The following is a 20972-nucleotide window of genomic DNA, read 5'->3' as shown; positions in this document are numbered from 1 at the left end:
CTCAAGTTATAGTGTTTCGATATTTTCTTGCATCTTCAAGAAACTTTTGTATGGTGTCAATATCGTCATTTTCTAAATAACAAATAAAGTCACTTAGGACTTCCCTGTAATTTTTTAGTAACTCCAAAATAACTTCTTTGTTTGTACAAATTATGTCTTTCCATATTTCAGTCTGAGACAAGGCAATTCGCGTAGTATCTTTAAACCCACCAGCTGCGTATTTAAATGCTTCACTGCATTTATCATGAGCAAAATTCGTAAGGGTAGCAGAAAGAATATGAGGTACATGACTTATTATTCCGACAATGGCATCGTGTTTATTATAATCCATTATTACCGGTTTTGCACCTATTTTTATTATTACTTCATTTATAAATAAATCTAAAACATCTTCCTTTACATTATCAAAAGGTGTCAACAAATAATTAGAGTTGACAAATAAATCTGCATCAGCGTTGTCATAACCTGCCTTCTCTGTGCCAGCCATGGGATGGCCCCCGATGAAAAAAATTTCATCGGGTAAAAATTTTTGCACTTCTTCCATTATAACTTTTTTTGTACTTCCAACGTCAGTTACAATACAACCTTTTTTTAAATAAGGAAGTATATTTTTAGCCTTTTCAACAACTTTTCCAACAGGCGTGCATATAAAAACTAGATCAGCATCTACTTGAAAATCAAGGTCTGTCACGCCATAAGAAATTACTCCCTCTTCCAACGCTTTGTGTAAACTATTTTCATTTATATCAACAGCCATAACTTTTATATCAGTATATTTACTTAACGCTTTTGCCAGTGACCCGCCTATAAGACCCAATCCTACAATAACCGCGTTTTTTATCATGCAAAATCACGCCCTATTACTTTGGCAATAGACTTTATGTCTTGACACAAAACCTCAAAATTTTCAGGGGTAAGGGATTGAGCCCCATCAGATAACGCATTTTTAGGGTCTGGGTGGACTTCAATAATGAGGCCATCGGCTCCTGCTGCTATAGCAGCTTTAGCCATAGGACCTACCAGGTGCCATTTTCCAGTTCCGTGGCTGGGGTCAACAATTATGGGCAAATGGCTCAATTTTTTTATTGCTGGAACTGCACTCAAATCCAAAGTATTTCGAGTATAAGTTTCAAAAGTCCTTATTCCTCTTTCACAAAGTATGACGTCTTTGTTACCTTCGCTTAAAATGTATTCGGCTGCACTTAGCCATTCTTCCAATGTTGCTGAAATACCCCTCTTTAATAAAACAGGCTTGTTAATTTTCCCCACCGCTTTAAGTAATGGGAAATTTTGCATATTCCTTGCGCCTATTTGAAGAACATCAGCATATTGCACCACGAGTTCAACTGAATGAATATCCATAACTTCTGTCACAATCTTAAGGCCAGTAAGCTGTTTTGCTTCCTGAAGCATTTTTAAGCCTTCTTCTTCAAGCCCTTGGAAGGAGTAAGGAGATGTTCTCGGCTTAAATGCTCCTCCTCGCAAAAATTGAGCTCCCGCTTTTTTGACTGCCATCGCACTTTCAAAGAGCTGTTCTCTACTTTCTACTGCACAGGGTCCCGCCATTATAACTATGTTGTTTCCGCCTATTTTTATATCCCCTACTTCCACAACAGTCGGCTCTGGTTTGAAAATTCTGCTGGCAAGTTTGTAAGGTTCCACAATAGGAATGACTTTTTCAACTCCCTCCATCATTTCTACAGCCTTACCTTCTAATTTTTTCTTATCACCGATGACACCTATGACTATCCGTTCTTCACCTTTTGAAATATGGTAACATAAACCAAGAGATGTTAAAAGATTTGTAATATCAGAGATTTGTTTATCAGTCGCATCAATATTCATAACAATTACCATTTTCAATTCCTCCATTCTACCGTTCTACTTAAATTTAGGATATGAACCTAACACTTTTAAAAAATCCGTTCTACCTTTTAACTCCTCTAAAGCACTCTTTACTATTTCATCTTCTCTATGCCCCTCAATGTCCACCCAAAAAACATATTCTCCAAGTTTTTTCCTTGAAGGTCGAGATTCTATTTTTGTCATATTGATTTTTTTATTGGCCAAAACCCCTAAAGCGTTATATAAACTGCCTGGAACATTGGGGACAGAAAACACTATTGATGTCTTGTCTTTCCCTGTGACAACCCCGTCCTTTTGAGAAAGGACCAAAAACCTTGTATAATTTTCTTTTACATCTTGAATGTCTTTGTCAATTATTCTCATGCCGTAAATAACAGCTGCTCTTTCAGGACCTATTGCCACCACTCCAGGTTTAGATTTGACACCTAAGACTGCCTGAGCAGTGCTGTCTGTAGCTTTTACTTCCGCATTGGGAAATTTTTTAGATATATATTCCCTGCACTGAGCAATTGCCTGCTGATGAGAAAGTATACAATGTACATCTTTAAATTCAATTGGAGCATCCGAAATCAAGCAATGGGAAATAGGTATTATCACTTCTCCTTTTATCATTATCCCATTTGCGTCGTTTATCAGCATATCTACGGCAATATTTACAGAACCTTCAATAGAGTTTTCAATAGGAATTACTGCCTCTACGCATAAGCCATTGCTTATGCAATTTATGACCTCTGGAATGGTGTTAAACTCTACAACTTCACAATTTTCAACACCTTGCGTGTATTTTATAACAGCTTCTTCAGAAAATGTTCCTTTAGGACCCAAATAGCCAATTTTCATCCAACACCCCCTTGCAAATTATAATATTAGTGATATTTTAATACTTTGCATAAGTAGAGTCAAGTAAATTTTTCATAAAGTCTAAAAAATATAAATAAAAAAGCGGTTATCCGCTTATTTTAAAACTTTTAAGATTTCATCTTCTTTAACACTCATGACCTCAACTTTTCCAAAACCACGTGGAAGAACAAAATTTATTTTGCCTTCTCTACTCTTTTTATCAAGTTTTATAGCCTCTACGATGTCTTCTTTGTGCAAATCCCCATAATCTGTAGGTAATCCCGTTTTTTGTATCAAAGAAAAAATTCTTTCAAAATATTTTTCATCAATATACCCTAAATTTAATGCAAGTTTACAAGCATATACCATCCCTATAGCAACTGCTTCTCCATGGATATACCTCTCATAACCGGTCAAAGCTTCAATAGCATGTCCTATCGTATGGCCAAAATTTAATATTGAACGCAGGTTTTCTTCTTTCTCATCAAGAGATACGATTTTCCCTTTTATTTCGCAAGATTTTTTGATTATATGCCTTAATTTATCTTCTTTTAAATCTAAAATTTCATAAATGTTGCTTTCAATATACTCAAATAAACTAAAATCCCATATAATACCATATTTGATTATTTCGGCTAATCCACCAAGTATTTCTCTTTTATCTAACGTATTTAAAACGGCAGTGTCTATATATACCATTTTAGGTTGATGAAAAGCTCCTATTATGTTTTTGCCTTTTTTTAGATTGACTGCTACCTTGCCCCCTATACTGCTATCAACCTGCGCCAACAAAGTCGTGGGAATTTGCACAAAGTCTATTCCCCTCATGTAAGTTGCTGCCACAAAACCCGCTATGTCTCCTACAACGCCTCCTCCAAGAGCTATAACTGAACTGTCTCTTAAAAGTCCATAGTCATAAGCTTTTTCAAGAAGCCTTTGTGCCATTTCCATTGTTTTACTTGTTTCCCCTGCAGGAATAACTTCATATGACACATCAAAACGACTTTTTATAAGACTTTCATTGAGTTTTTCAAAATACAAAGGATAAACATTAGAATCAGTTATTACAAATGTTTTACTGCTTCTCACATGTTTCTTTGCTATTTCTCCTAATTTATCAAAAGAATCATAGGCAAAATATATAGGATAAGACCTTTCTTTTAAATCGACTGTTATAAAATCCAAAGTTCACACCTCACACTTTTTTATTTTCAGACAAAGGGGACGGTTCCTTTTAGCTGAATTTTAATTTGAAATCGGACGGAAGGAACCGTCCCCAGCGTTTGAACTTTTGTTTGGAAAAAAGGACAGTCTCTTTTACTGCCCTCTTGATTCATCATAGCATTTTTCCAAACTCATCAAGCAATCTTTCAAAAACATCCAACGCCTCATTTACTGGCTTAGGAGTTGTCAAATCTACTCCTGCTTTTTTCAAAAGATTCAAAGGATAATCAGAACTTCCACTCTTTAAAAATTCTTTGTACCTTTGTACAGCTTTTTCTCCCTCATTTAGTATCATTTGAGAGATAGCTATTGCCGCAGAAAATCCTGTGGCATATTTATAGACATAAAAATTCCTATAGAAATGAGGAATTCTCGCCCATTCATAACTTATACCTTCATCCACTACGATGTCATCACCGTAATAGAGTTTGTTGAGGTCATAGTATTTTTTACACAATACTTCGGGAGTAATTGATTCTCCCTTTTCTGCAATTTCATGAGCGTATTTTTCAAACTCTGCAAACATCACTTGTCTGTATATAGTGCCCCTAAACTCCTCAAAAAAGTGGTTTAAAAGATAAAGTTTCTCTTTCTCATCCTTTGAATTCTTTAAAAGGTAGTCCATCAATAGTGCTTCATTGCAAGTAGAAGCTACTTCTGCTACAAAAATTTTGTAGCCCGCATATATGTACGGTTGAGTTGAATTAGAATAATAGGTATGCAATGAATGGCCCATTTCATGAGCAATTGTAAAAACGTCATTTAGCTTGCCTTGGTAGTTTAACAGCACATAAGGATGGGTACCGTAAGTGCCCCATGAATAGGCTCCAGATGTTTTGCCTCGGTTTTCATAAACATCAATCCATCGAGAGTTAAATCCTTTTTTAAGCAAGCTTATGTACTCATCTCCTATAGGTTTGAGACCTTCAAGTACGAGTTCTAAAGCTTCTTCGTATGTAAATTTCTTGTCGTATTCCTGTATCAAGGGAACATACAAGTCGTACATGTGGAGTTCGTATAAACCCAAAAGTTTCTTTTTAAGACTTACATATCTGTGCAAAAGATTAAGCCTATTATGTACTGTCTCTATAAGATTGTCATAAACCTCTACATTTATATTATCCTCAAAAAGTGAGGCTTCTAAAGAGGAATTGTATTTCCGCGTTTTTGCATAAAAAATATCTTTTTTAATATTGCCAGCCATTGTAGAAGAAAAAGTATTTATGAACTTTTCATATGTATCGTACATGGCATTAAATGCAGCCATTCTGACATTTCTGTCTTTGCTCTGCATAAATCGTATAAAATTGCCATGAGTTAATTCTACTTCTTCGCCGTTTTCGTCCTTAATCGTAGGAAATTTCATATCCGCATTGTTTAGCATAGTGTATATATTTGATACAGATTCTGCGATAGTTTCTGCTTCCGCCAATATTTTTTCTTCTTCTGGAGAGAGGACATGAGGCTTAAATCTAATCAAGTCCTCAAAATAATGTTGATATATTTTTAGTTCTTCACATTCATTTATCATTTCCATTAATTTTTGCGTATCAATAGACAAAATCTCCGGAACTATAAAAGAAGTAGTGCTCATCACTTCAATGTTTAGCCTCATAGCTTTGTCAGCTAGTGCTTGGTATTTTGTATTTGTGTTGTCTTCATCTCTTCTCATGCGGGCGTATACAAAAACTTTCCCAGCCATTATTCCAATTTCGTCATGAAGCTTCAAAACGCTCAATAAGTCTTTAGAAGTATTAATTTTCCCTTTAAATTTGACAATTTCCTTTAAAAGCTCTTTTACTTTATTGTAATCTTCTTCCCACAATTTTTCATCTTCGTATATATCCTCAAGTCTCCATTTATACTTATCTTCAATTTCACTTCTGGTTTTTAAAGTAGCCATGTTAACCTCCCACTTAATCCTTTTGGAAAATTTCTTTTTTAAGTCTAACCCCTGTTGGCGTCTTTGCAAGCCCTCCTTCTGCAGTCTCCCTCAAAGCGCAAGGTATAGACCTTCCTACTCTGTACATCGCATCTACAACTTCGTCAAAAGGAATTATACTATCCATACCTGCTATTGCTAAATCAGCACATATTATGGCATTGGCTGTTCCAATTGCATTTCTTTTTTCACAGGGTATTTCTACTAATCCTGCAACAGGATCGCATACAAGCCCCAGCAAATTCATTATGGCAAAGGAAGCCGCAGTAAAACACTGCTCTGGCGTTCCTCCCATAAGTTCTACTAAAGCCGCTGCAGCCATTGCCGAGGCAGAACCTATTTCTGCTTGACACCCCCCTTCAGCACCTGATAAAGTGGAATTTTTGGCTATTATAATACCTATCCCTGATGCAGTAAACAATACCCTCGTCATGTCGTCATCGCTTTTGCCAAACTTTCTACCTATTGTAACCAGCGCTCCCGGTATAACACCGCTGGAACCTGCAGTAGGAGCAGCAACAATTTTACCCATAGAAGCATTAACCTCTGTCACTGCAAGAGCAGATGCTACAGCTTTGGCTATTGTCTCCCCAGAAAGGGTATTCCCTATTACTACTCTTTCGTATAGTTTTTTAGCATCTCCTCCAGACAAGCCGCTTACTGATTTTAAATCTTCATTTAAACCTTTATTAATAGATTCTTTCATCACTAACAAATTGTTCTTCATCTTTTGAAAAATGACATTTAAATCTTCTCCAGTTCTCTCTTGTTCCTCTAGCATTACAATTTGAGATATGGGCAAATTGAATTTTTTGGTAAGTTCTAATAACTCATAACCATGATTATATTGATACATTTTATACCTCCATCAAATAGTATTTATTATTATAGCATTCAAAATGCCATCAATATTTTTTATTGCCTCTTTTGCATCTTCAGGTATTTTCTGGTCTGACTCTATCACCATAATAGCTTTATCTCCCTTAGAATGCCTGTATACCCTCATAAAAGCGATATTTATTTTATAATTTGCAAAAATTTTAGTGACACTTGCTACTATCCCCGGTTTATCTATATGATTTGTAATCAAGGTTTCATATTCTCCACTAAACTCCACCTCTATGCCATTTATTTCTTTTAAAAGGACATTGCCTCCGCCTATTGAACATCCTAATATATTATTCTTTTGTCCTTTTTTGCCTGTGATTATCATTCTTACAGTGTTGGGGTGTGGAGCTTCTTCATCGCTTTCAATAAATTTAAACCTCATACCTTGCTGTCTTGCTATTTCAAAAGAATAAGGTAATCTTTCATCATCAGGGTCAAAGCCCAATATGCCTGCCACAAGAGCTTTGTCTGTGCCATGCCCTTTATAAGTGTGGGCAAAAGATTCATACAGTATAAACTCTACTTCTGATACATCCTCTTCCACAATTTTTCGAGCAATTTTTGCAAGCCTTGCAGCTCCTGCTGTATGGGAACTGCTGGGTCCAACCATTATAGGTCCCAATATATCAAAAACGCTGTAATCCCTCATATTGATCCCCTTACGTAAAAGTTTTCTTAGCTACATTTTACCTTTAACTCTACTAAAAAGCAACAGCACAGTAAGCCGGTTTCCCCGGCTTACTATCTTTTTACGTTTAATTTTTTTATTTTAAGGGGCTTAATTTTACCATATTCAATCAGCGTATTTTTAAAAGCCTTATCTATTTCTTCTCCTTCTTCATATCTTTTGTATAAATCCTCAAAAAACTTTTCGCCGAACTTTTCAAACAAAAGCTGAATATATTCGTTTATTCCTTCCTCATCGTATGAAATTTTTCCTAAGACAAAATTTTTGATTTTAGACAATTTTAATTTCATGGCACCTTTACTCTTCCTTTATCAATACGGCTCTTGTAGGAGCTGCTTCGGCACCTTTAATTTTTAAAGGTGCAGCATACAAAAAATATTCCCCTTCTTCAACATCTTTAAGCCGGAGTCCCTCAAGGATAACTATGCCTGCTTCCAAAAGGATTTTGTGGGTTTCATGGTCTGGCTGGCTTCTCTCAATTCCTAAGGCATCAATTCCCACACCCACAATTTCTTTTTCTTTTAAATAAAGGGCTCCGCTTTTATCTAAATAAACAAATTCAAAGTCGAAATCCTCTACCAAGGAGTTCCTCGTCTTAAATATTATAAAATTTCCTTTTTGAATATTTTTATTTACAAGGTCCTCCGAAGTTATTTTATCAAATATATTCGTAAAGTCAAATACTTTACACTTTGTTATAACTTTGCTTAAAATACCTGGAAGAGGCTTAAACTGTATGACAATTTCCGTAGATTTTGCCGGCATTCTCTTACCTGTGCGAATATAAAATGGAACTCCTGCCCATCGGAAATTTTCCACATGAACTTTTAACGCCATAAATGTTTCTGTATTGGAAGTAGGCGAAACCTTGTCCTCTTGTCTATATCCTACATATTGCCCTCTAACGATATTTTTTTCAACAGCCCCTGGAGTAAAAATTTCTAAAGACTTCAAAACTTTTACTTTCTCGTCTCTTATAGATTCTGTATCGAGGTTTACAGGTGGTTCCATCGCTGTCAAAGTCAAAAGCTGAAGCATGTGATTTTGAACCATATCCCTTAAAGCTCCTGCTTTTTCATAATATCCCCCACGGTTTTCAATTCCCACCGTTTCATTAGAGGAAATCTGCACATTGTCAATGTATCTTCTGTTCCATACAGGTTCAAAAAATACATTGGCAAATCTAATTACAATTATGTTTTGCAGCATCTCTTTGCCAAGATAATGGTCTATCCTGTAAGTGTTCCTCTCTGTAAAAACATCTGTAATTATCTTGTTTAGCCTTTGTGCCGATTTTAAATCTTCTCCAAAAGGCTTTTCTATTACTACTCTTTGCCATGAAGTTTCATTTTTGACCATACCGTACCTATTAAGTTTTTCAACGATTATCCCGAAATATTCCGGTGCCACCGCAAGATAGTAAACTCTATTGCCTTTTGCATTGTATTTTTTATCAATTTCTTCCAAAAAAGAGCTTAGTTCTATATAACCCTTGCCATCTGTAAAATCAAATTTTTTATAGTATATTCCCTTACTTAAATCTTGCCAAATTTTTTCATCAATGTTAAATCTTGAATAATTTTTAACAGACTCCAATACCTCGTTTCTATATTGCTCCTCTGTCTTGTCCCGCCTTCCTATAGAAACAACAGCGAAATTTTCAGGAAGAATTTTTTGATATTTTAAATTATACAAAGCAGGCATAAGCTTTCTGTGAGTCAAATCCCCTCTCCCACCAAATATAACCATTATATTAGATATATTATTTTTAACCATAAAACCACCTCTATTAATTCTTTTCCACCGCATGCCCTCCAAACTCATTTCTCAAAGCAGCTACAACCTTTCCTGCAAAAGTATCTTCTTGCTCTGAGCGATATCTCATAAACAACGACTGTGCAATTACAGGTACAGGCACTTTGAGGTTTAAAGCTTCTTCTAACGTCCACAGTCCTTCTCCAGAAGAATGCATTACTCCTTTTATTCCAGACAATTTAGGGTCTTTTTCAAAAGCTTTTTCCATAAGCTCCATAAGCCATCCGCGAATCACTGACCCATGACTCCAAACTCTGGCCACTTCTTTTAAATCAAAATCAAACTGACTTTTCTCTAAAACCTCAAACCCTTCTCCTATAGCCTGCATCATTCCGTATTCTATGCCGTTGTGAACCATTTTTGCAAAATGCCCTGAGCCGTTTTTGCCTGTATGTAAATAACCGTTTTCCGCACTTATATCCCTAATTAGAGGTTCAATATATTTAAAGACCTCATCTTCTGCTCCTATCATGGTGCAGGCTCCATGTCTTGCTCCTTCAATTCCTCCACTTGTGCCCACATCTACAAAATCAATTCCTTTTTCTTTAAGCATTTGATTCCTTCTCAAGGTGTCTTTATAGTAGGAATTACCTCCATCTATGATAATGTCATGTTTGTCAAGCAGTGGAAGCAGTTTATCTATCATTTCATCCACTGGATCTCCAGCAGGTACCATAAACCATATAACTCTTCTTCTTTCGAGATTTTTTACCAAATCCTCGATGGTATACGCACCTTTTATACCTTCTTTTTCGGCCTCTTTTACTTTTTCAGGGGACCTGTTATATGCAATAACCTCATGTCCATGGTCTCTCATATTTAATGCTAGATTAAACCCCATGCGCCCTAGTCCAATTAAACCTATTTTCATATAAATCACTCCTTAATAATAATTATCATGTGATATTTTTTATAATTTTAGTATTATATAATTGTTCACACATTTTCATTTAAAAAGCAGGGAAAACCCCTGCTTAATATGCTTTTAATATTATTTTGTCCTTATTTCGATAAACTATATAACTTTTATTTACATCGATTATTTTTCCATATCCTTTTACAACTATTCCACTTTCCAAGTTTTCAACTTCATTATCTCGTATAAAACCTAAACTATCATCTTTTGGAATAATGATTATATTTTGAGGATTTTCTTCTCTCATTAAAGTAATCTTCTTCCATTCTCTTAAAGGCTTGTCGACATGGCCATAGTATAAATTTGTGACCTGCTTTTTATTGTTAAGACTTCCAATATACACATTGTCATTACCATCAATTCCAATTAAAACGTACTTCTTCGTGCTTAAATACGTGTCTTTCTTTCCGTCTCTAATGACGTGAATTATGTTATTTGAAGATTGATAAACAAGATTGTCCTTTTTTTGGGTCTCAACCATTTTTAAAATTTTTTTAACAGGTAAATACATCCTTCTTATTTCACTCATTATATTGACTTGATACAGTCTATCTCCTAAAGGTGTGTTTACTTTGATGTAAATCATATTTGTAAGAGGAGATAAAGTCATATATGACACAAAGCTCTTATCTGGCAAATAAATCGCTTTATTGACAGTATTGTTTAAACTATTGTCTACATCATAAGCCTCTAAATTTATTCTTATTCCATGCCCATATCTTTCTCTTAGAAAATACAGTATTCTATTTCTATCGGTTAACCAGGTATAATAATCTGTATTTTTTTCTTCCACTTTAATTTGCTTTACAACTTTAGAAGTCTTAGTACTTATTATGTGGAGTTTGCCATTTTCTATATATGAGATATATTCGCCATCATAGGAAATTTTTATATCCTTTGCCCCATAGGGCACTGTTATTTCTATAGTATGAGGTAACTTAGTATCTCCAAATACTTTTTCAGTTTTAATAAAAGTAGAATCTACAAGAAAATAGTTGTTAATATAGTATAAAAATCCCAGTTCAAAAATCAAAGATATAATACTCCATTTTAAAATTTTCTTTAGTTTCAACTGTTCTTACCTCCCACTTATTTTGCAAAAAATATGGTAGGAACACATCTTTCTCCCAAAGCATCTGAGGGATTGTTTATCACTTTACCTTTAAAATACATAGTGGTAGAAGAACCTCCATCGAGATTAGCTGCATTATAAGCACCATATTTTAACATTATATCTTGAACATCTTTGAGAGTAGCTCCAATACTTTTTAATGACCTTCCATCTATTACTAAAAAAATCACCGTGCCATCTCTTCTCTGCCCAATAGCCGTACGAGGAGCTATCCCCCAACCTCCATCTCCTCTTTTTATCATAGGCTGTCCATTTATGACTAGTGCTGGTCCAAAACTCACCGCTTCTTTTATCGACATTTCTAATATATCTTTATACCTATAATTTCCAACCAGCAATTTCCCGTCTTGTGTAAATCCTATCAAATCAACTTTTTCGTTTGGGTTCTTAATCTCTGTGTATAAAACTTTTCCATTCTGAATCACAAATCCCTGAGGAGCACCACCAATACCTTTCATACTGCTATCTCCAAAGCCACCAGCATTTATAGCTGCTATGGCATCGTAATTTTTAGCTATTACGCTTGTAGTTTCCCCTTCTTTAGGAAATTTACTGGATATCCCTACTTGTACCCTCGTAGGATCATGTATTAATATCATTTTACCTTCAAAGTGTTTCCCGTAGATGTTATACACTTCTATAGATTTATCATGTTTATTCGTAAAGTTTATCAAATTTTTATCAGTTTTACCAGTTTGTATCTTGTTCATACTCATTATCTTATTTATCACATTTTTTGGCAAAAACAAGGTTGCAAGATACTGATGGGTAAAAGTTGTCATCGCTGTTGTGACAAAAGTATTTCGTATATTAGTAAAAGGCCCGTAAAAAACTAAAGCAGGCATTGTAATGGACACAAAAAACACTTCAAATATCAAAAAAGCCAAAATGTGCTTCATAGAAATTTTCTTTCCCATATACCACCTCAGATAAAAAGTAGTTAAATTTAACATCGAATATTATACAACCAATATATTAAAATTCCATTAACAATTTGTAAAAATTTAAAAAGGGACTTATTTTTAGTCCCTCTTACCTTATTCTCAAATACACTTTTAAGTAGTTTATCACATTTTTAGCATTTTCTTCATATGTGTCTATATAAATATTTTTTCCATCAATTGTATAGCTAAAATCCGTAAAACCTTGATTCATAAGGTACTCTTTTACAGAGTTTTCCCCTAAATCTCCTTGTACAATAAGGATTTTTTCTCCCACATATTTCCCATTTACATATATACTAAATGTATCTGTCGGTACTTTTAAATTTGCATTTCCATTGTCTGGTGTAACAATTATACCAGGCGCTATGGAATTTTGCCCGTATGGATAATTCAACATTAAACATCACCTCTACTTTATTTTACTCAAAAGAATTTAACATATTCTTAACAAAAAGCGGATTGTTTTATAATCCACAATTTTTTATAATAAACAAGAAGGGAGGAATTTATGTGTCAAAAAATAAAAAAATTTTGTATTTTATATGCACTGGCAATTCCTGTAGAAGTCAAATGGCAGAAGGTTTTGGCAAATATTATGGAAAAGATGATTTTGAAGTATATAGTGGTGGTGTAGAAGCTCACGGCTTAAATCCAAAAGCTATACAGGTCATGAAAGAAATAGGAATTGATATAAGCAATCAGACTTCCGATTTATTGGATGAAAATATCCTTTTTAAAGCAGATTATGTAATAACTTTATGCGGTGATGCAAGAGATAAATGTCCTGCTTTGCCTCCATCAATAAAAAGCCTCCATTGGGACTTAGAAGACCCTGCAAGAGCAACAGGCACAGAAGAAGAAGTTTTAAATAAATTTCGTGAAATAAGAGATATAATCAAAGAAAATGTAAAAAATTTGATAGAAGATATAAAGGAGCACTCGCACTAATCACGAGTGCTTTTAAATTATAAAATCCCAGCCTCTTCATGTTTTTTCACTATTTCTTCAGCTAACTCATCAAGAGCCTTAAAGTCTTCTTCTTTTGGGAATCCTTTTATGAAAACTGGTGAAATAACCTCTACTTTTAAATTAGTAATCATTTGAGAAAGCTGGTCTTGTGCCCTGCTACCCCAATTATAAGAGCCTATAATTGAAACAAACTTTGTCTTCGGCTTTAAAACATTGGCCAAATAAGTAGCATAAACCACCATTGGATGAGCACCTGTAAGTACTGTTGGAGTACCTATAACTATTGTAGCAGCATCCACTAATGCCATAGCCAATTTACCTATATCTTTAACAGACAAATCAAAAGGCTTTACAACTACACCTATTTTTATTATATACACTATTTTACCAAAACTTCATATAAAAAATTAACAAAGATTGAAACAAAATAATCAAGGGTATTCCTATTGTGAATAATTTATGTCTTGTCTTGTGTCTGAATATATACATGCCAATCAACACACCTATAGAACCACCAGACAGTGATAAAAGAAAAAATGTTTTCTCTTCTATTCTCCAAAGCTTGTGAGTTGCCTTATATTTATCAATACCCATTAAGATGAAAGAAAATACATTTAAAGTTAATAAAGTAAACACCAAAAACTTTTCCATTATAACACCTCAGAATAATTATATCATTTTATAAAAGGTATAAAAACTCAAAATATAGCTATCATAAAACTATGAAAAATATTGAGAGGTGTTGAAATGGTTATCTTGACTGCATCCCACATAGCATATCTAATAATGATTTTAATTATATTGATTTTACTTTTAATGAGAAAAGATATAATTTTACCCATAATATTAGCAATATTTTTAATTGGATTTCTATCAACTGGAAATATCTTAAAAGCAGTTCAAATACTTTACACTGCAATTTTTGTGTCAGGAAAAAGGCTGTGGCAAATCATAGTAATAATATCTCTTATAATATCTATGTCAAAAGCTTTAGATGACATAGGCGCAGATATAATCATAACGAAACCTTTTATAAAATATTTAAAAACTCCTACTTTTTCTTTTTGGATAATAGGTTTTTTAATGATGTTTTTATCATTTTTTATATGGCCTGCCCCTGCAGTCGGCTTAATCGGTACGGTTCTCATCAATCCCGCTTTAAAGTCGGGTATTGACAAAGTAAGCCTTGCCTCTATTGTTTCAATTTTTGGCTTTGGATCAGCATTATCAGGAGACTTTTTCATACAAGGAGCTCCCTCTATAACAGCCAGAGCAACAGGTATACCAATTCACACATTAATATTGGTAAGTTTACCTATTTGGGCTACAGCTTCAGCTGTAAGCATTCTTATACTTTACTTTATTACAGTGCAGCAAAGTAAAAAACAACAGCAAAACAATTATTTAGACATTAATAATGTTAACAAACCTTCTCCTCCTTTTAGTAGTGTGGTGGTTTCAATAATTGCAGTAGGACTTTTTATTTTAGACATAATTTTGATGCTGTTATTTAGAATTCACTCTAACGCGGCCACTGCTTTGATAGGTGGAACATCTATAATAGTTTTAATTGCCTCTACTTTAGTACAAAAAAATTTTCTAGATAAAACCCGCGAATATTTAAGAGAAGGTTTCATAACTGGAATGAAAACTTTTGCCCCTATCATAGTGATAAGCGCCTTTTTTCTCATGGGAGAAACCAGTATGGCAAAAGAGGTCATAGGTCCTCATGCAAAAGGATATCTCATGGACTTAGGAGTATATTTATCGCAACATATTCCATTAAATAAATATACTGTCTCTTTGGCTGAACTTCTTCTTGGGATACTTACAGGCTTATCGGGTTCCGGATTCTCAGGCCTTCCTTTAATAGGTGCCATTGCTAAAACTTTTTCTTCTACTTTAAACCTAAATCCAGCAATTCTCGCTTCAATAGGGCAAATAGCAGCTATATGGACGGGCGGTGGTACCATAATACCGTGGAGCACGGTTGCAGTATCTACAATGATAGATGTAGAAGCTGACAAAATTGCTAAAAGAAATATGATACCTGTAATAACAGGACTTATTGCAGGATACATCGTAACAATCTTGCTGCTTTAAGTAAAAAACAGCCTGGGTTTAGACATCCTGCTCAGTTTGTTGACAAATCTTTTTGTGTCTACTATATTGACATAAATCCATTAAGATATGAGTACATATTCATCTACACACTTAAGCACATACCTATAAGCTGAAACTGACTTCATTTTTTCCATTATTTCTTTACTGGCATTAGCAGTTAGAAATAAAATCGGGAAATCTTTATGATGTTGAATTATTCTTGCTGTATCTATCCCATCGATTGCTCCTCTAAGTTCTATGTCCATAAGAATTAAATCTGGGTTTTCGGTGTCATTTATTACTTTTTTAACAGCCTCTTCTCCTGATGTGACTATATTTGTTTTGTATCCGTATTTATTTAGAATGTCAGCTGCTATTTGTGCATTAAGTTTGCTGTCCTCTACAATAAGGATTTTCTTTGGAAAAGCAGTATTCATCAGTTAATGCCTCCAATTGATTTTGATTTAAATAAGTATAAATTGGATGTAGATTACAAAAACCATTATGTATTTTCAAAAAAACTGTTCAAGACTTCTATTTTCCGAAATGTTTTATACTCTTTTTACTTAAAAACACAATAAAAATTTCCCTGTAATGGTTATTCTCCATGTTTGTTGTTAAGTACTTTTTTGTAGCATCTCATCTACTTCTAAACATTATTTTAAAATAAAGTCATTTCCACACTCTGCGAAGTTGAAAAATTTCCTGTATATAACCCCACACCGCAATCGGTGAATGTATGAGCTGATAGAAAAGTAGATAAAGGATATATCCTATTCTGTTTCTGCGTATTTTTAAACCAAGAGTATCAAAAACTCTTTTTTGAAATGCATACATAACAACTGTCACAACAACATTTAATGGTAATACCAGCAGTGTATAAGGTCCTACAATGTAGTACTTACCAAAAAACGCCATTATCAAGCCAGGTATCCAGAAAAATGTATAAGCAAAATCTACAAAAGGTATCAATATGTCTATTCCGATTAGAAAAGCAGTCAGAAATCTTCTTTGATCCCACGGACCTGCAGTTTTTAATCCTTCGAACATGCCTCTTGCCCAGCGGGATCTCTGTCTTATGAAATGCTTTGCTTTCTCTGGAACTTCTGTGAACGCTACCGCTGTTGGTTCGAAATATACTCTGTAGTTTTTCTTAAAAAATTTCCACGTTAACACAATATCTTCTCCTATTACATCATCCCAGCCACCTACATCTCTTACAACATCTGTTTTATAAAGACTGAAAGCACCCTGCGCTACAAGCGTTCCTTGATACAGCCCCTGCATTCTTTTTAAAGAAGCAATTCCCATGAAGTAGTCCCATTCTTGCATTCTTGTTAATATGTTATTTCTGCTGTTTCTTACAAGAACATGTCCTGCTACTGCACAAACGTCAGCTGGAGAACTCAAAATTCTTGCTACTATATTGCCTCACCGCGAGCATATCTTTTATGTATAATTAATTGCAATATTAAATGCAACACCTAATGAAAATCATGTAGATTAGGATTTAGAAATAAATCATATTTAACCTTAAGCCCATCTTAGTTAACATATTGAGCGAAGGTCGTGATTTGTCAAGGGTTTAAGCAGGCGAAGCCTGCCCCTTGACAAATTACGAGTGAGCTCTATATTTTATAAGGGATGGGCTTAACAGATTTTTACTAGCTCCTCGTAAAGTATTCTTTAGGCGTTTTATATCTTAGTAATTTACGTGGAAGGTTATTAAGCCAGTTTTCTACTCTTTCTATAGTATCTATAGATAAATCTTTGATACTTTTGCCCTTAGGAATAAAACATCGTGTAGTATCTGCCAATTAACGTATCTATTTCCCAATGCCTAAAAACTTCACGACTTTCAACTTCTTTAGGCCTAACATCAATACTTTTACCCATAATACGTTTATTCTTACGGTTTTGTTTCTTCCTCGGTTTTAAACGTAGTTTTAAAGGTAAATCAATGTTTTTAAATGCTAATAATCCTCTATCTATATAGTTGTACAGCGTTTTAGTACAAACAATGGTTTTATTATTCCAGCTTGAGTCTTTTTTGCAATGTCCCACAACTGCATCTGGTGACCATTTTTCATGTAATATTTTATCTTCAGCATATTTCAAGAAATCCTCTGCTTTAGCTACTTTAAATTTAGCTCCGCAATTTGAACGATTTTTTTCGTAGACAGCCTGACCAGTTTCAGGAAAATAGCTTGTATAAGAAGATAAATCGCTTCTAAGTTGTGTAGTAGTTCCATGTTTAATTTCACGGCTGATTGTACTCGGAGAGCGATTAAGTTTTTTAGCAATATATCGAATACTTCTCCCTTCTTTGAGTAATGCATAGATTTCTCCTCGTTCATAGCTACTTAAGTGTTTAAAAGAACGCTTTTTTGTGGTATAATTATTATGAACCGTAGTGAAAATCCTCCTTGTATGATGTTGATTTGACACCTATATCATACATGATTTTCACTATGGTTTCTATTTTTTTACCTGTTGCATTTAATTATACAACTAACCATGAATTATTAAGTCCATTTAATATTGGAGCAAAATTAAAGCTTTCATTTAATTTCAGTAGTAGGAAAAGGAGAGATTATTTCTTTTCTCCGCTTGATTTTATCAGTTCTGATACAGCAGCTATACTGCCAAGTGTATCTATCAGTTTGTCGGGAATTATTAATTTGTTTGCCGGATTCTTTGCCATTTCCTGCAGCGCTTCTATTTGTTTTAACGCTATAACTGTTTCATTTGTGCCCGATTCAATTATTGCTTTGTTGATTAAAGCAATAGCTTCAGCTTGTGCTTTTGCCACCACTTCTATTGCTTTTGCTTTACCTTCCGCTTCCAAAAGTTGAGACTGCTTAAGTCCTTCAGCTTTTCTTATATTAGCTTCCTTTTCTGCTTCCGCTTCCAGAATTTTTGCCTGCTTTAAACCTTCTGCTTTTGCTATAGCACTCTGCTTTTCACCTTCTGCCTGCAAAATCATTGCTCTTTTGTCTCTTTCCGCTTTCATCTGCTTTTCCATTGCCTGCTGTATTTCTTCCGGAGGCATTATGTTCTTTATTTCAACAGACAAAATTTTTATCCCATAAGCATCCGTTATTTCATCTACTATTTTAAGAAGTTCTGAATTAATTTTATCTCTGCCTGACAAAACTTCATCCAGAGTCATGTTGCCAACTATATTTCTCATATTCGTTATTGTAGAATATATAATACCTGCCTTATAATTTTCTATGTTATATATTGCATCCCTTGCGTTTATAACTTTATAAAATATGACATTATCTATTAAAATTTTTACATTATCTTTTGTTATCACACTTTGTGGTTCTATATCAAGAATTTGCTGTTTTGTCGATACTTTTGCACGTACATAATCTACAAATGGCAAAATAATGTGCCAGCCGGGTTCCAACACTTTATAAAACTGTCCCATTCTTTCAACAACATAAACATAGCCCGTCCTGACTATTTTTACACTTGAAAGCAAAATAAATAAAAAAATTATTAATAAAATTATCATTAGAATTGACACTTTACATTACTCCTTTCTTTTAATTAATAATTTATTTCCTTCTATGCCTATTATTTCAGCAGTATCACCTGCTTTTAAAGGTTTTTTTGTTATTGCTAGCCAATAAGTTCCATCAAGCATCACCTGCCCTTCTGTATCTATATCATTAGCTAACTTAATTGTGCGCCCGATAAAAGTCTTTTCATAAGGGCTTACTTGAGGAATATTTTTAATATGCTTACGAATATAGAAATAACTTACTGCAAAAGCTGTATTTCCAACAAAAAGAAAAACAACTATTTGCCAAACTGAAGAGAAGCCCATAAGTTGTACAATAATTGCTGTTAAAGCACCAATAGAAAAGCTTACGAAAAGAATATTGCTTGTTATTATATCTATAATAATTCCCGCGAAAATTACAACAATCCAGAAAAGCATCAAATCATTCATACTTTTATCACCTGCACAATGTTATCGTTTTGTAAACTTAAATGAAAGTTCCTTCTGCTAACCCACTTATTACTAGCTTATTTTTTAGTTTGTATCTACTTTGGGATACTTCTTTTTTCCCTTCATAGATTACAAAGTGTTTTATTTCTCCTTTGCTTTTATCTGCTCTCTGTAGCTTTATTATTACTCCATCTCCTTCTATATACAGTTTATTCGTTTCTTCTTTTCCTTCTGGTATCTCTCCACATTCAAATACAGCTTCCCTTTTTCTTTCGCTTTCTTTCTTTAATCTCTCTCCTATTTCTTGTACTACTTTCCATATTGTCATTGCACTAATGCCAGGAAAAAGATAGGCTAATATTTCTGCATCTCCTCTTGTATGTAAACTATCCAAATGCGCTTATTACCTGCTTTGCTCTAAATCCTATTACTTCCCACGTCTTATGGTCGTGTTCCTCCATTAGTCTTGGTTATGTGTCGAATATCTAACATATCAGACATCACCTTCCTTTTGATTTTTGTTTTGATTGTTTTTGGCGGTGAGGTCTTTTTTCTACATTTGCACCTTTTTCCCTGCTTAATCACCTACTCAAATTTTGCACTATCAATTTTTATTAATTAATTTTCTTTTCTTTCATTCTTATCCGACTGAGTAAAAATTATGGATTTTTTCGGAATAATCGAAGAAATTGCACTTTTAAAAATTAGCATTTGCTGTTTGTTTTCTTCTACTTCTAAAACTACAGTATAATTGTCAAAACCTTTTACAAGGCCTGTTAATGGTATACCTTTGAATAAATAAATTGTCACAGGCACCTGTTCTTTTTTTACTTGATTTAGAAAAACATCTTGTAAATTAATAGCTGTTTTTGAGCTGCTCATTGTCATTCCCCTCTTTTTTTGTTTTAATTATATCACAGCAGAAACTCTCTTTTAAAGAATTTTATAACTGTTTTATTTTTATGCATAAATTAAATTTGGTTTTACACCATTTTTAAAGCTCCCCATGGGCCTCCCACATCCTCAGGTGGACATTTTCTTTTGCCTCCAATACATACAGGATATTTTTATACCTTTTCCCGGTTCAAGCACCTTTTCAACAATGATTTCATGTTCCCAGCAATCATCAAAATCATAAATATATTCGAATTTATTTTTTGGTACAAAACCTATATCTCTTAATCTTACACTTCTGGAACTTTTTATTTCTCTGTCTATATTGATATCCCATTCATTATCTTTTTCTCCGATAATCAAATCGCCTACCTCAAATTCGTAAAGGTGTTCCTCAAGCCATCCCATTGCACACTGAATTATTTGGTGGAGCTTAAAAAATGTTATGTCATCTCTAACCAATATTCTTCTCCACACAGGCGGTTTACGTCTTTTAATGTTATTTTTAACTGAAAAATTTGCATTTTTCTTTCATCTCCTCTTTTTAATTTTTTCAAACTGAGTTATAATATATTGGGAGGAAGGCTCCCTATTTCTTTTTTTGTATTTATCGGCATACAAGGGGAATGCCTGCCCCGCCTGTTTTTGCTTTATTGCGCAAAGCCTGATGAAAAATCTCAAAATTAGAATATTATACTAAAGCCATTTCTCAACCCTAAGTAAATTTTATTTTCCTTTATTTCCTGTACTGTTACCCTCTCTCCCTTTTTATTTTTTTGTCTAA

Annotated in this window: 22 protein-coding genes and 4 pseudogenes; 2 read left to right on the top strand and 24 right to left on the bottom strand. The window is 34.0% G+C overall.

What is annotated here, in order from left to right; translation table 11 throughout:
• Position 1 precedes the first annotated feature (1 nt).
• The 13 genes from TKV_RS05230 to TKV_RS05170 form a co-directional block, all read right to left on the bottom strand.
• Complete coding sequence (locus TKV_RS05230; protein WP_049685040.1) at positions 2–844, bottom strand: prephenate dehydrogenase; 843 nt, start codon at positions 842–844, stop codon at positions 2–4.
• Positions 841–1857, bottom strand: coding sequence for a 3-deoxy-7-phosphoheptulonate synthase (gene aroF / locus TKV_RS05225; RefSeq protein WP_049685039.1), 1017 nt, complete (start codon positions 1855–1857; stop codon positions 841–843). The genes TKV_RS05230 and aroF overlap by 4 nt, the downstream gene beginning before the upstream one ends.
• 24 nt (positions 1858–1881) lie before the next feature.
• On the bottom strand, positions 1882–2706 hold the full coding sequence (gene pheA / locus TKV_RS05220) for a prephenate dehydratase (protein WP_049685038.1): 825 nt from the start codon (positions 2704–2706) through the stop codon (positions 1882–1884).
• 114 nt (positions 2707–2820) lie between these two features.
• On the bottom strand, positions 2821–3891 hold the full coding sequence (aroB, locus tag TKV_RS05215; RefSeq protein ID WP_049685037.1) for a 3-dehydroquinate synthase: 1071 nt from the start codon (positions 3889–3891) through the stop codon (positions 2821–2823).
• A 151-nt stretch (positions 3892–4042) separates the two neighbouring features.
• On the bottom strand, positions 4043–5833 hold the full coding sequence (gene pepF, locus TKV_RS05210; protein ID WP_049685036.1) for an oligoendopeptidase F: 1791 nt from the start codon (positions 5831–5833) through the stop codon (positions 4043–4045).
• Between the two features lie 13 nt (positions 5834–5846).
• Positions 5847–6728, bottom strand: a complete 882-nt coding sequence (gene sdaAA / locus TKV_RS05205; protein ID WP_049685035.1) for an L-serine ammonia-lyase, iron-sulfur-dependent, subunit alpha — start codon at positions 6726–6728, stop codon at positions 5847–5849.
• Positions 6729–6740: 12 nt separating this feature from the next.
• Positions 6741–7409 carry an L-serine ammonia-lyase, iron-sulfur-dependent subunit beta gene (sdaAB, locus tag TKV_RS05200; RefSeq protein ID WP_049685034.1) on the bottom strand — a complete coding sequence of 223 codons (669 nt, stop codon included), beginning with the start codon at positions 7407–7409 and terminating at the stop codon, positions 6741–6743.
• 92 nt (positions 7410–7501) lie between these two features.
• Positions 7502–7738 carry a hypothetical protein gene (locus tag TKV_RS05195; protein WP_049685033.1) on the bottom strand — a complete coding sequence of 79 codons (237 nt, stop codon included), beginning with the start codon at positions 7736–7738 and terminating at the stop codon, positions 7502–7504.
• 7 nt (positions 7739–7745) lie between these two features.
• Positions 7746–9224 (bottom strand): glucose-6-phosphate dehydrogenase, encoded by a 1479-nt coding sequence (gene zwf, locus TKV_RS05190; protein ID WP_158506597.1) that lies wholly within the window; start codon positions 9222–9224, stop codon positions 7746–7748.
• Between the two features lie 13 nt (positions 9225–9237).
• Positions 9238–10134, bottom strand: coding sequence for a phosphogluconate dehydrogenase (NAD(+)-dependent, decarboxylating) (gene gnd, locus TKV_RS05185; RefSeq protein ID WP_049685032.1), 897 nt, complete (start codon positions 10132–10134; stop codon positions 9238–9240).
• Between the two features lie 103 nt (positions 10135–10237).
• Positions 10238–11251: a hypothetical protein gene (locus tag TKV_RS05180; RefSeq protein ID WP_049685031.1), complete on the bottom strand. Its 1014-nt coding sequence runs from the start codon at positions 11249–11251 to the stop codon at positions 10238–10240.
• Between the two features lie 17 nt (positions 11252–11268).
• A complete protein-coding gene (locus tag TKV_RS05175; protein WP_236617436.1) occupies positions 11269–12264 on the bottom strand; it encodes a phosphodiester glycosidase family protein in 996 nt (331 codons plus the stop codon).
• Positions 12265–12343: 79 nt separating this feature from the next.
• Positions 12344–12652 (bottom strand): hypothetical protein, encoded by a 309-nt coding sequence (locus TKV_RS05170; protein WP_049685030.1) that lies wholly within the window; start codon positions 12650–12652, stop codon positions 12344–12346.
• A gap of 113 nt (positions 12653–12765) precedes the next feature.
• Between TKV_RS05170 and arsC the strand changes: the two genes are divergently transcribed.
• Positions 12766–13203 (top strand): arsenate reductase (thioredoxin), encoded by a 438-nt coding sequence (arsC, locus tag TKV_RS05165; protein ID WP_084574193.1) that lies wholly within the window; start codon positions 12766–12768, stop codon positions 13201–13203.
• Positions 13204–13220: 17 nt separating this feature from the next.
• Here arsC and TKV_RS05160 read toward each other — a convergent pair.
• Together TKV_RS05160 and TKV_RS05155 are read right to left on the bottom strand one after the other, a co-directional pair.
• Positions 13221–13586: pseudogene (locus TKV_RS05160) on the bottom strand (FprA family A-type flavoprotein); the annotation flags it as partial.
• A gap of 22 nt (positions 13587–13608) precedes the next feature.
• Positions 13609–13875, bottom strand: a complete 267-nt coding sequence (locus tag TKV_RS05155; RefSeq protein WP_049685028.1) for a DUF1294 domain-containing protein — start codon at positions 13873–13875, stop codon at positions 13609–13611.
• Between the two features lie 96 nt (positions 13876–13971).
• On the opposite strand from TKV_RS05155, the gene TKV_RS05150 reads away from it, so the two are divergent.
• On the top strand, positions 13972–15327 hold the full coding sequence (locus TKV_RS05150; protein WP_049685027.1) for a hypothetical protein: 1356 nt from the start codon (positions 13972–13974) through the stop codon (positions 15325–15327).
• 83 nt (positions 15328–15410) lie between these two features.
• Here TKV_RS05150 and TKV_RS05145 read toward each other — a convergent pair.
• From TKV_RS05145 to TKV_RS05110, 9 genes and pseudogenes are all read right to left on the bottom strand, one after another.
• A pseudogene (locus TKV_RS05145) lies at positions 15411–15764 on the bottom strand (response regulator); the annotation flags it as partial.
• 235 nt (positions 15765–15999) lie between these two features.
• A complete protein-coding gene (locus TKV_RS05140) occupies positions 16000–16737 on the bottom strand; it encodes a glycosyltransferase family 2 protein (RefSeq protein WP_236617435.1) in 738 nt (245 codons plus the stop codon).
• Positions 16738–16991: 254 nt separating this feature from the next.
• A pseudogene (locus TKV_RS05135) lies at positions 16992–17748 on the bottom strand (IS30 family transposase).
• 172 nt (positions 17749–17920) lie between these two features.
• On the bottom strand, positions 17921–18853 hold the full coding sequence (locus tag TKV_RS05130) for an SPFH domain-containing protein (protein ID WP_049686214.1): 933 nt from the start codon (positions 18851–18853) through the stop codon (positions 17921–17923).
• Between the two features lie 18 nt (positions 18854–18871).
• Complete coding sequence (locus TKV_RS05125) at positions 18872–19294, bottom strand: NfeD family protein (RefSeq protein ID WP_049685025.1); 423 nt, start codon at positions 19292–19294, stop codon at positions 18872–18874.
• Positions 19295–19331: 37 nt separating this feature from the next.
• Positions 19332–19688, bottom strand: coding sequence for a UPF0236 family transposase-like protein (locus TKV_RS05120; protein WP_049685024.1), 357 nt, complete (start codon positions 19686–19688; stop codon positions 19332–19334).
• 224 nt (positions 19689–19912) lie between these two features.
• Entirely contained in the window at positions 19913–20176 is a 264-nt protein-coding gene (gene hfq / locus TKV_RS05115) for an RNA chaperone Hfq (RefSeq protein WP_049685023.1), read from the bottom strand.
• Positions 20177–20277: 101 nt separating this feature from the next.
• Positions 20278–20346: a hypothetical protein gene (locus TKV_RS14140; protein WP_084574327.1), complete on the bottom strand. Its 69-nt coding sequence runs from the start codon at positions 20344–20346 to the stop codon at positions 20278–20280.
• Positions 20318–20689: pseudogene (locus TKV_RS05110) on the bottom strand (plasmid pRiA4b ORF-3 family protein); the annotation flags it as partial. The pseudogene TKV_RS05110 and the gene TKV_RS14140, both read right to left, overlap by 29 nt.
• Positions 20690–20972 lie beyond the last annotated feature (283 nt).

The organism is Thermoanaerobacter kivui, assembly GCF_000763575.1.
GTDB lineage: Bacteria > Bacillota > Thermoanaerobacteria > Thermoanaerobacterales > Thermoanaerobacteraceae > Thermoanaerobacter > Thermoanaerobacter kivui.
Note: the sequence above shows the minus strand (reverse complement) of the source record. Positions and strands in the feature narration are given on the sequence as shown.

Coding starts and splice junctions, on each gene's coding strand:
- TKV_RS05230 (WP_049685040.1), bottom strand. CDS start 844: ATGATAAAAAACGCGGTTATTGTAGGATTGGGTCTTATAGGCGGGTCA.
- aroF (WP_049685039.1), bottom strand. CDS start 1,857: ATGGTAATTGTTATGAATATTGATGCGACTGATAAACAAATCTCTGAT.
- pheA (WP_049685038.1), bottom strand. CDS start 2,706: ATGAAAATTGGCTATTTGGGTCCTAAAGGAACATTTTCTGAAGAAGCT.
- pepF (WP_049685036.1), bottom strand. CDS start 5,833: ATGGCTACTTTAAAAACCAGAAGTGAAATTGAAGATAAGTATAAATGG.
- sdaAA (WP_049685035.1), bottom strand. CDS start 6,728: ATGTATCAATATAATCATGGTTATGAGTTATTAGAACTTACCAAAAAA.
- sdaAB (WP_049685034.1), bottom strand. CDS start 7,409: ATGAGGGATTACAGCGTTTTTGATATATTGGGACCTATAATGGTTGGA.
- TKV_RS05195 (WP_049685033.1), bottom strand. CDS start 7,738: ATGAAATTAAAATTGTCTAAAATCAAAAATTTTGTCTTAGGAAAAATT.
- zwf (WP_158506597.1), bottom strand. CDS start 9,224: ATGGTTAAAAATAATATATCTAATATAATGGTTATATTTGGTGGGAGA.
- gnd (WP_049685032.1), bottom strand. CDS start 10,134: ATGAAAATAGGTTTAATTGGACTAGGGCGCATGGGGTTTAATCTAGCA.
- TKV_RS05175 (WP_236617436.1), bottom strand. CDS start 12,264: ATGTTAAATTTAACTACTTTTTATCTGAGGTGGTATATGGGAAAGAAA.
- TKV_RS05170 (WP_049685030.1), bottom strand. CDS start 12,652: ATGTTGAATTATCCATACGGGCAAAATTCCATAGCGCCTGGTATAATT.
- TKV_RS05155 (WP_049685028.1), bottom strand. CDS start 13,875: ATGGAAAAGTTTTTGGTGTTTACTTTATTAACTTTAAATGTATTTTCT.
- TKV_RS05150 (WP_049685027.1), top strand. CDS start 13,972: ATGGTTATCTTGACTGCATCCCACATAGCATATCTAATAATGATTTTA.
- TKV_RS05130 (WP_049686214.1), bottom strand. CDS start 18,853: ATGATAATTTTATTAATAATTTTTTTATTTATTTTGCTTTCAAGTGTA.
- TKV_RS05125 (WP_049685025.1), bottom strand. CDS start 19,294: ATGAATGATTTGATGCTTTTCTGGATTGTTGTAATTTTCGCGGGAATT.
- hfq (WP_049685023.1), bottom strand. CDS start 20,176: ATGAGCAGCTCAAAAACAGCTATTAATTTACAAGATGTTTTTCTAAAT.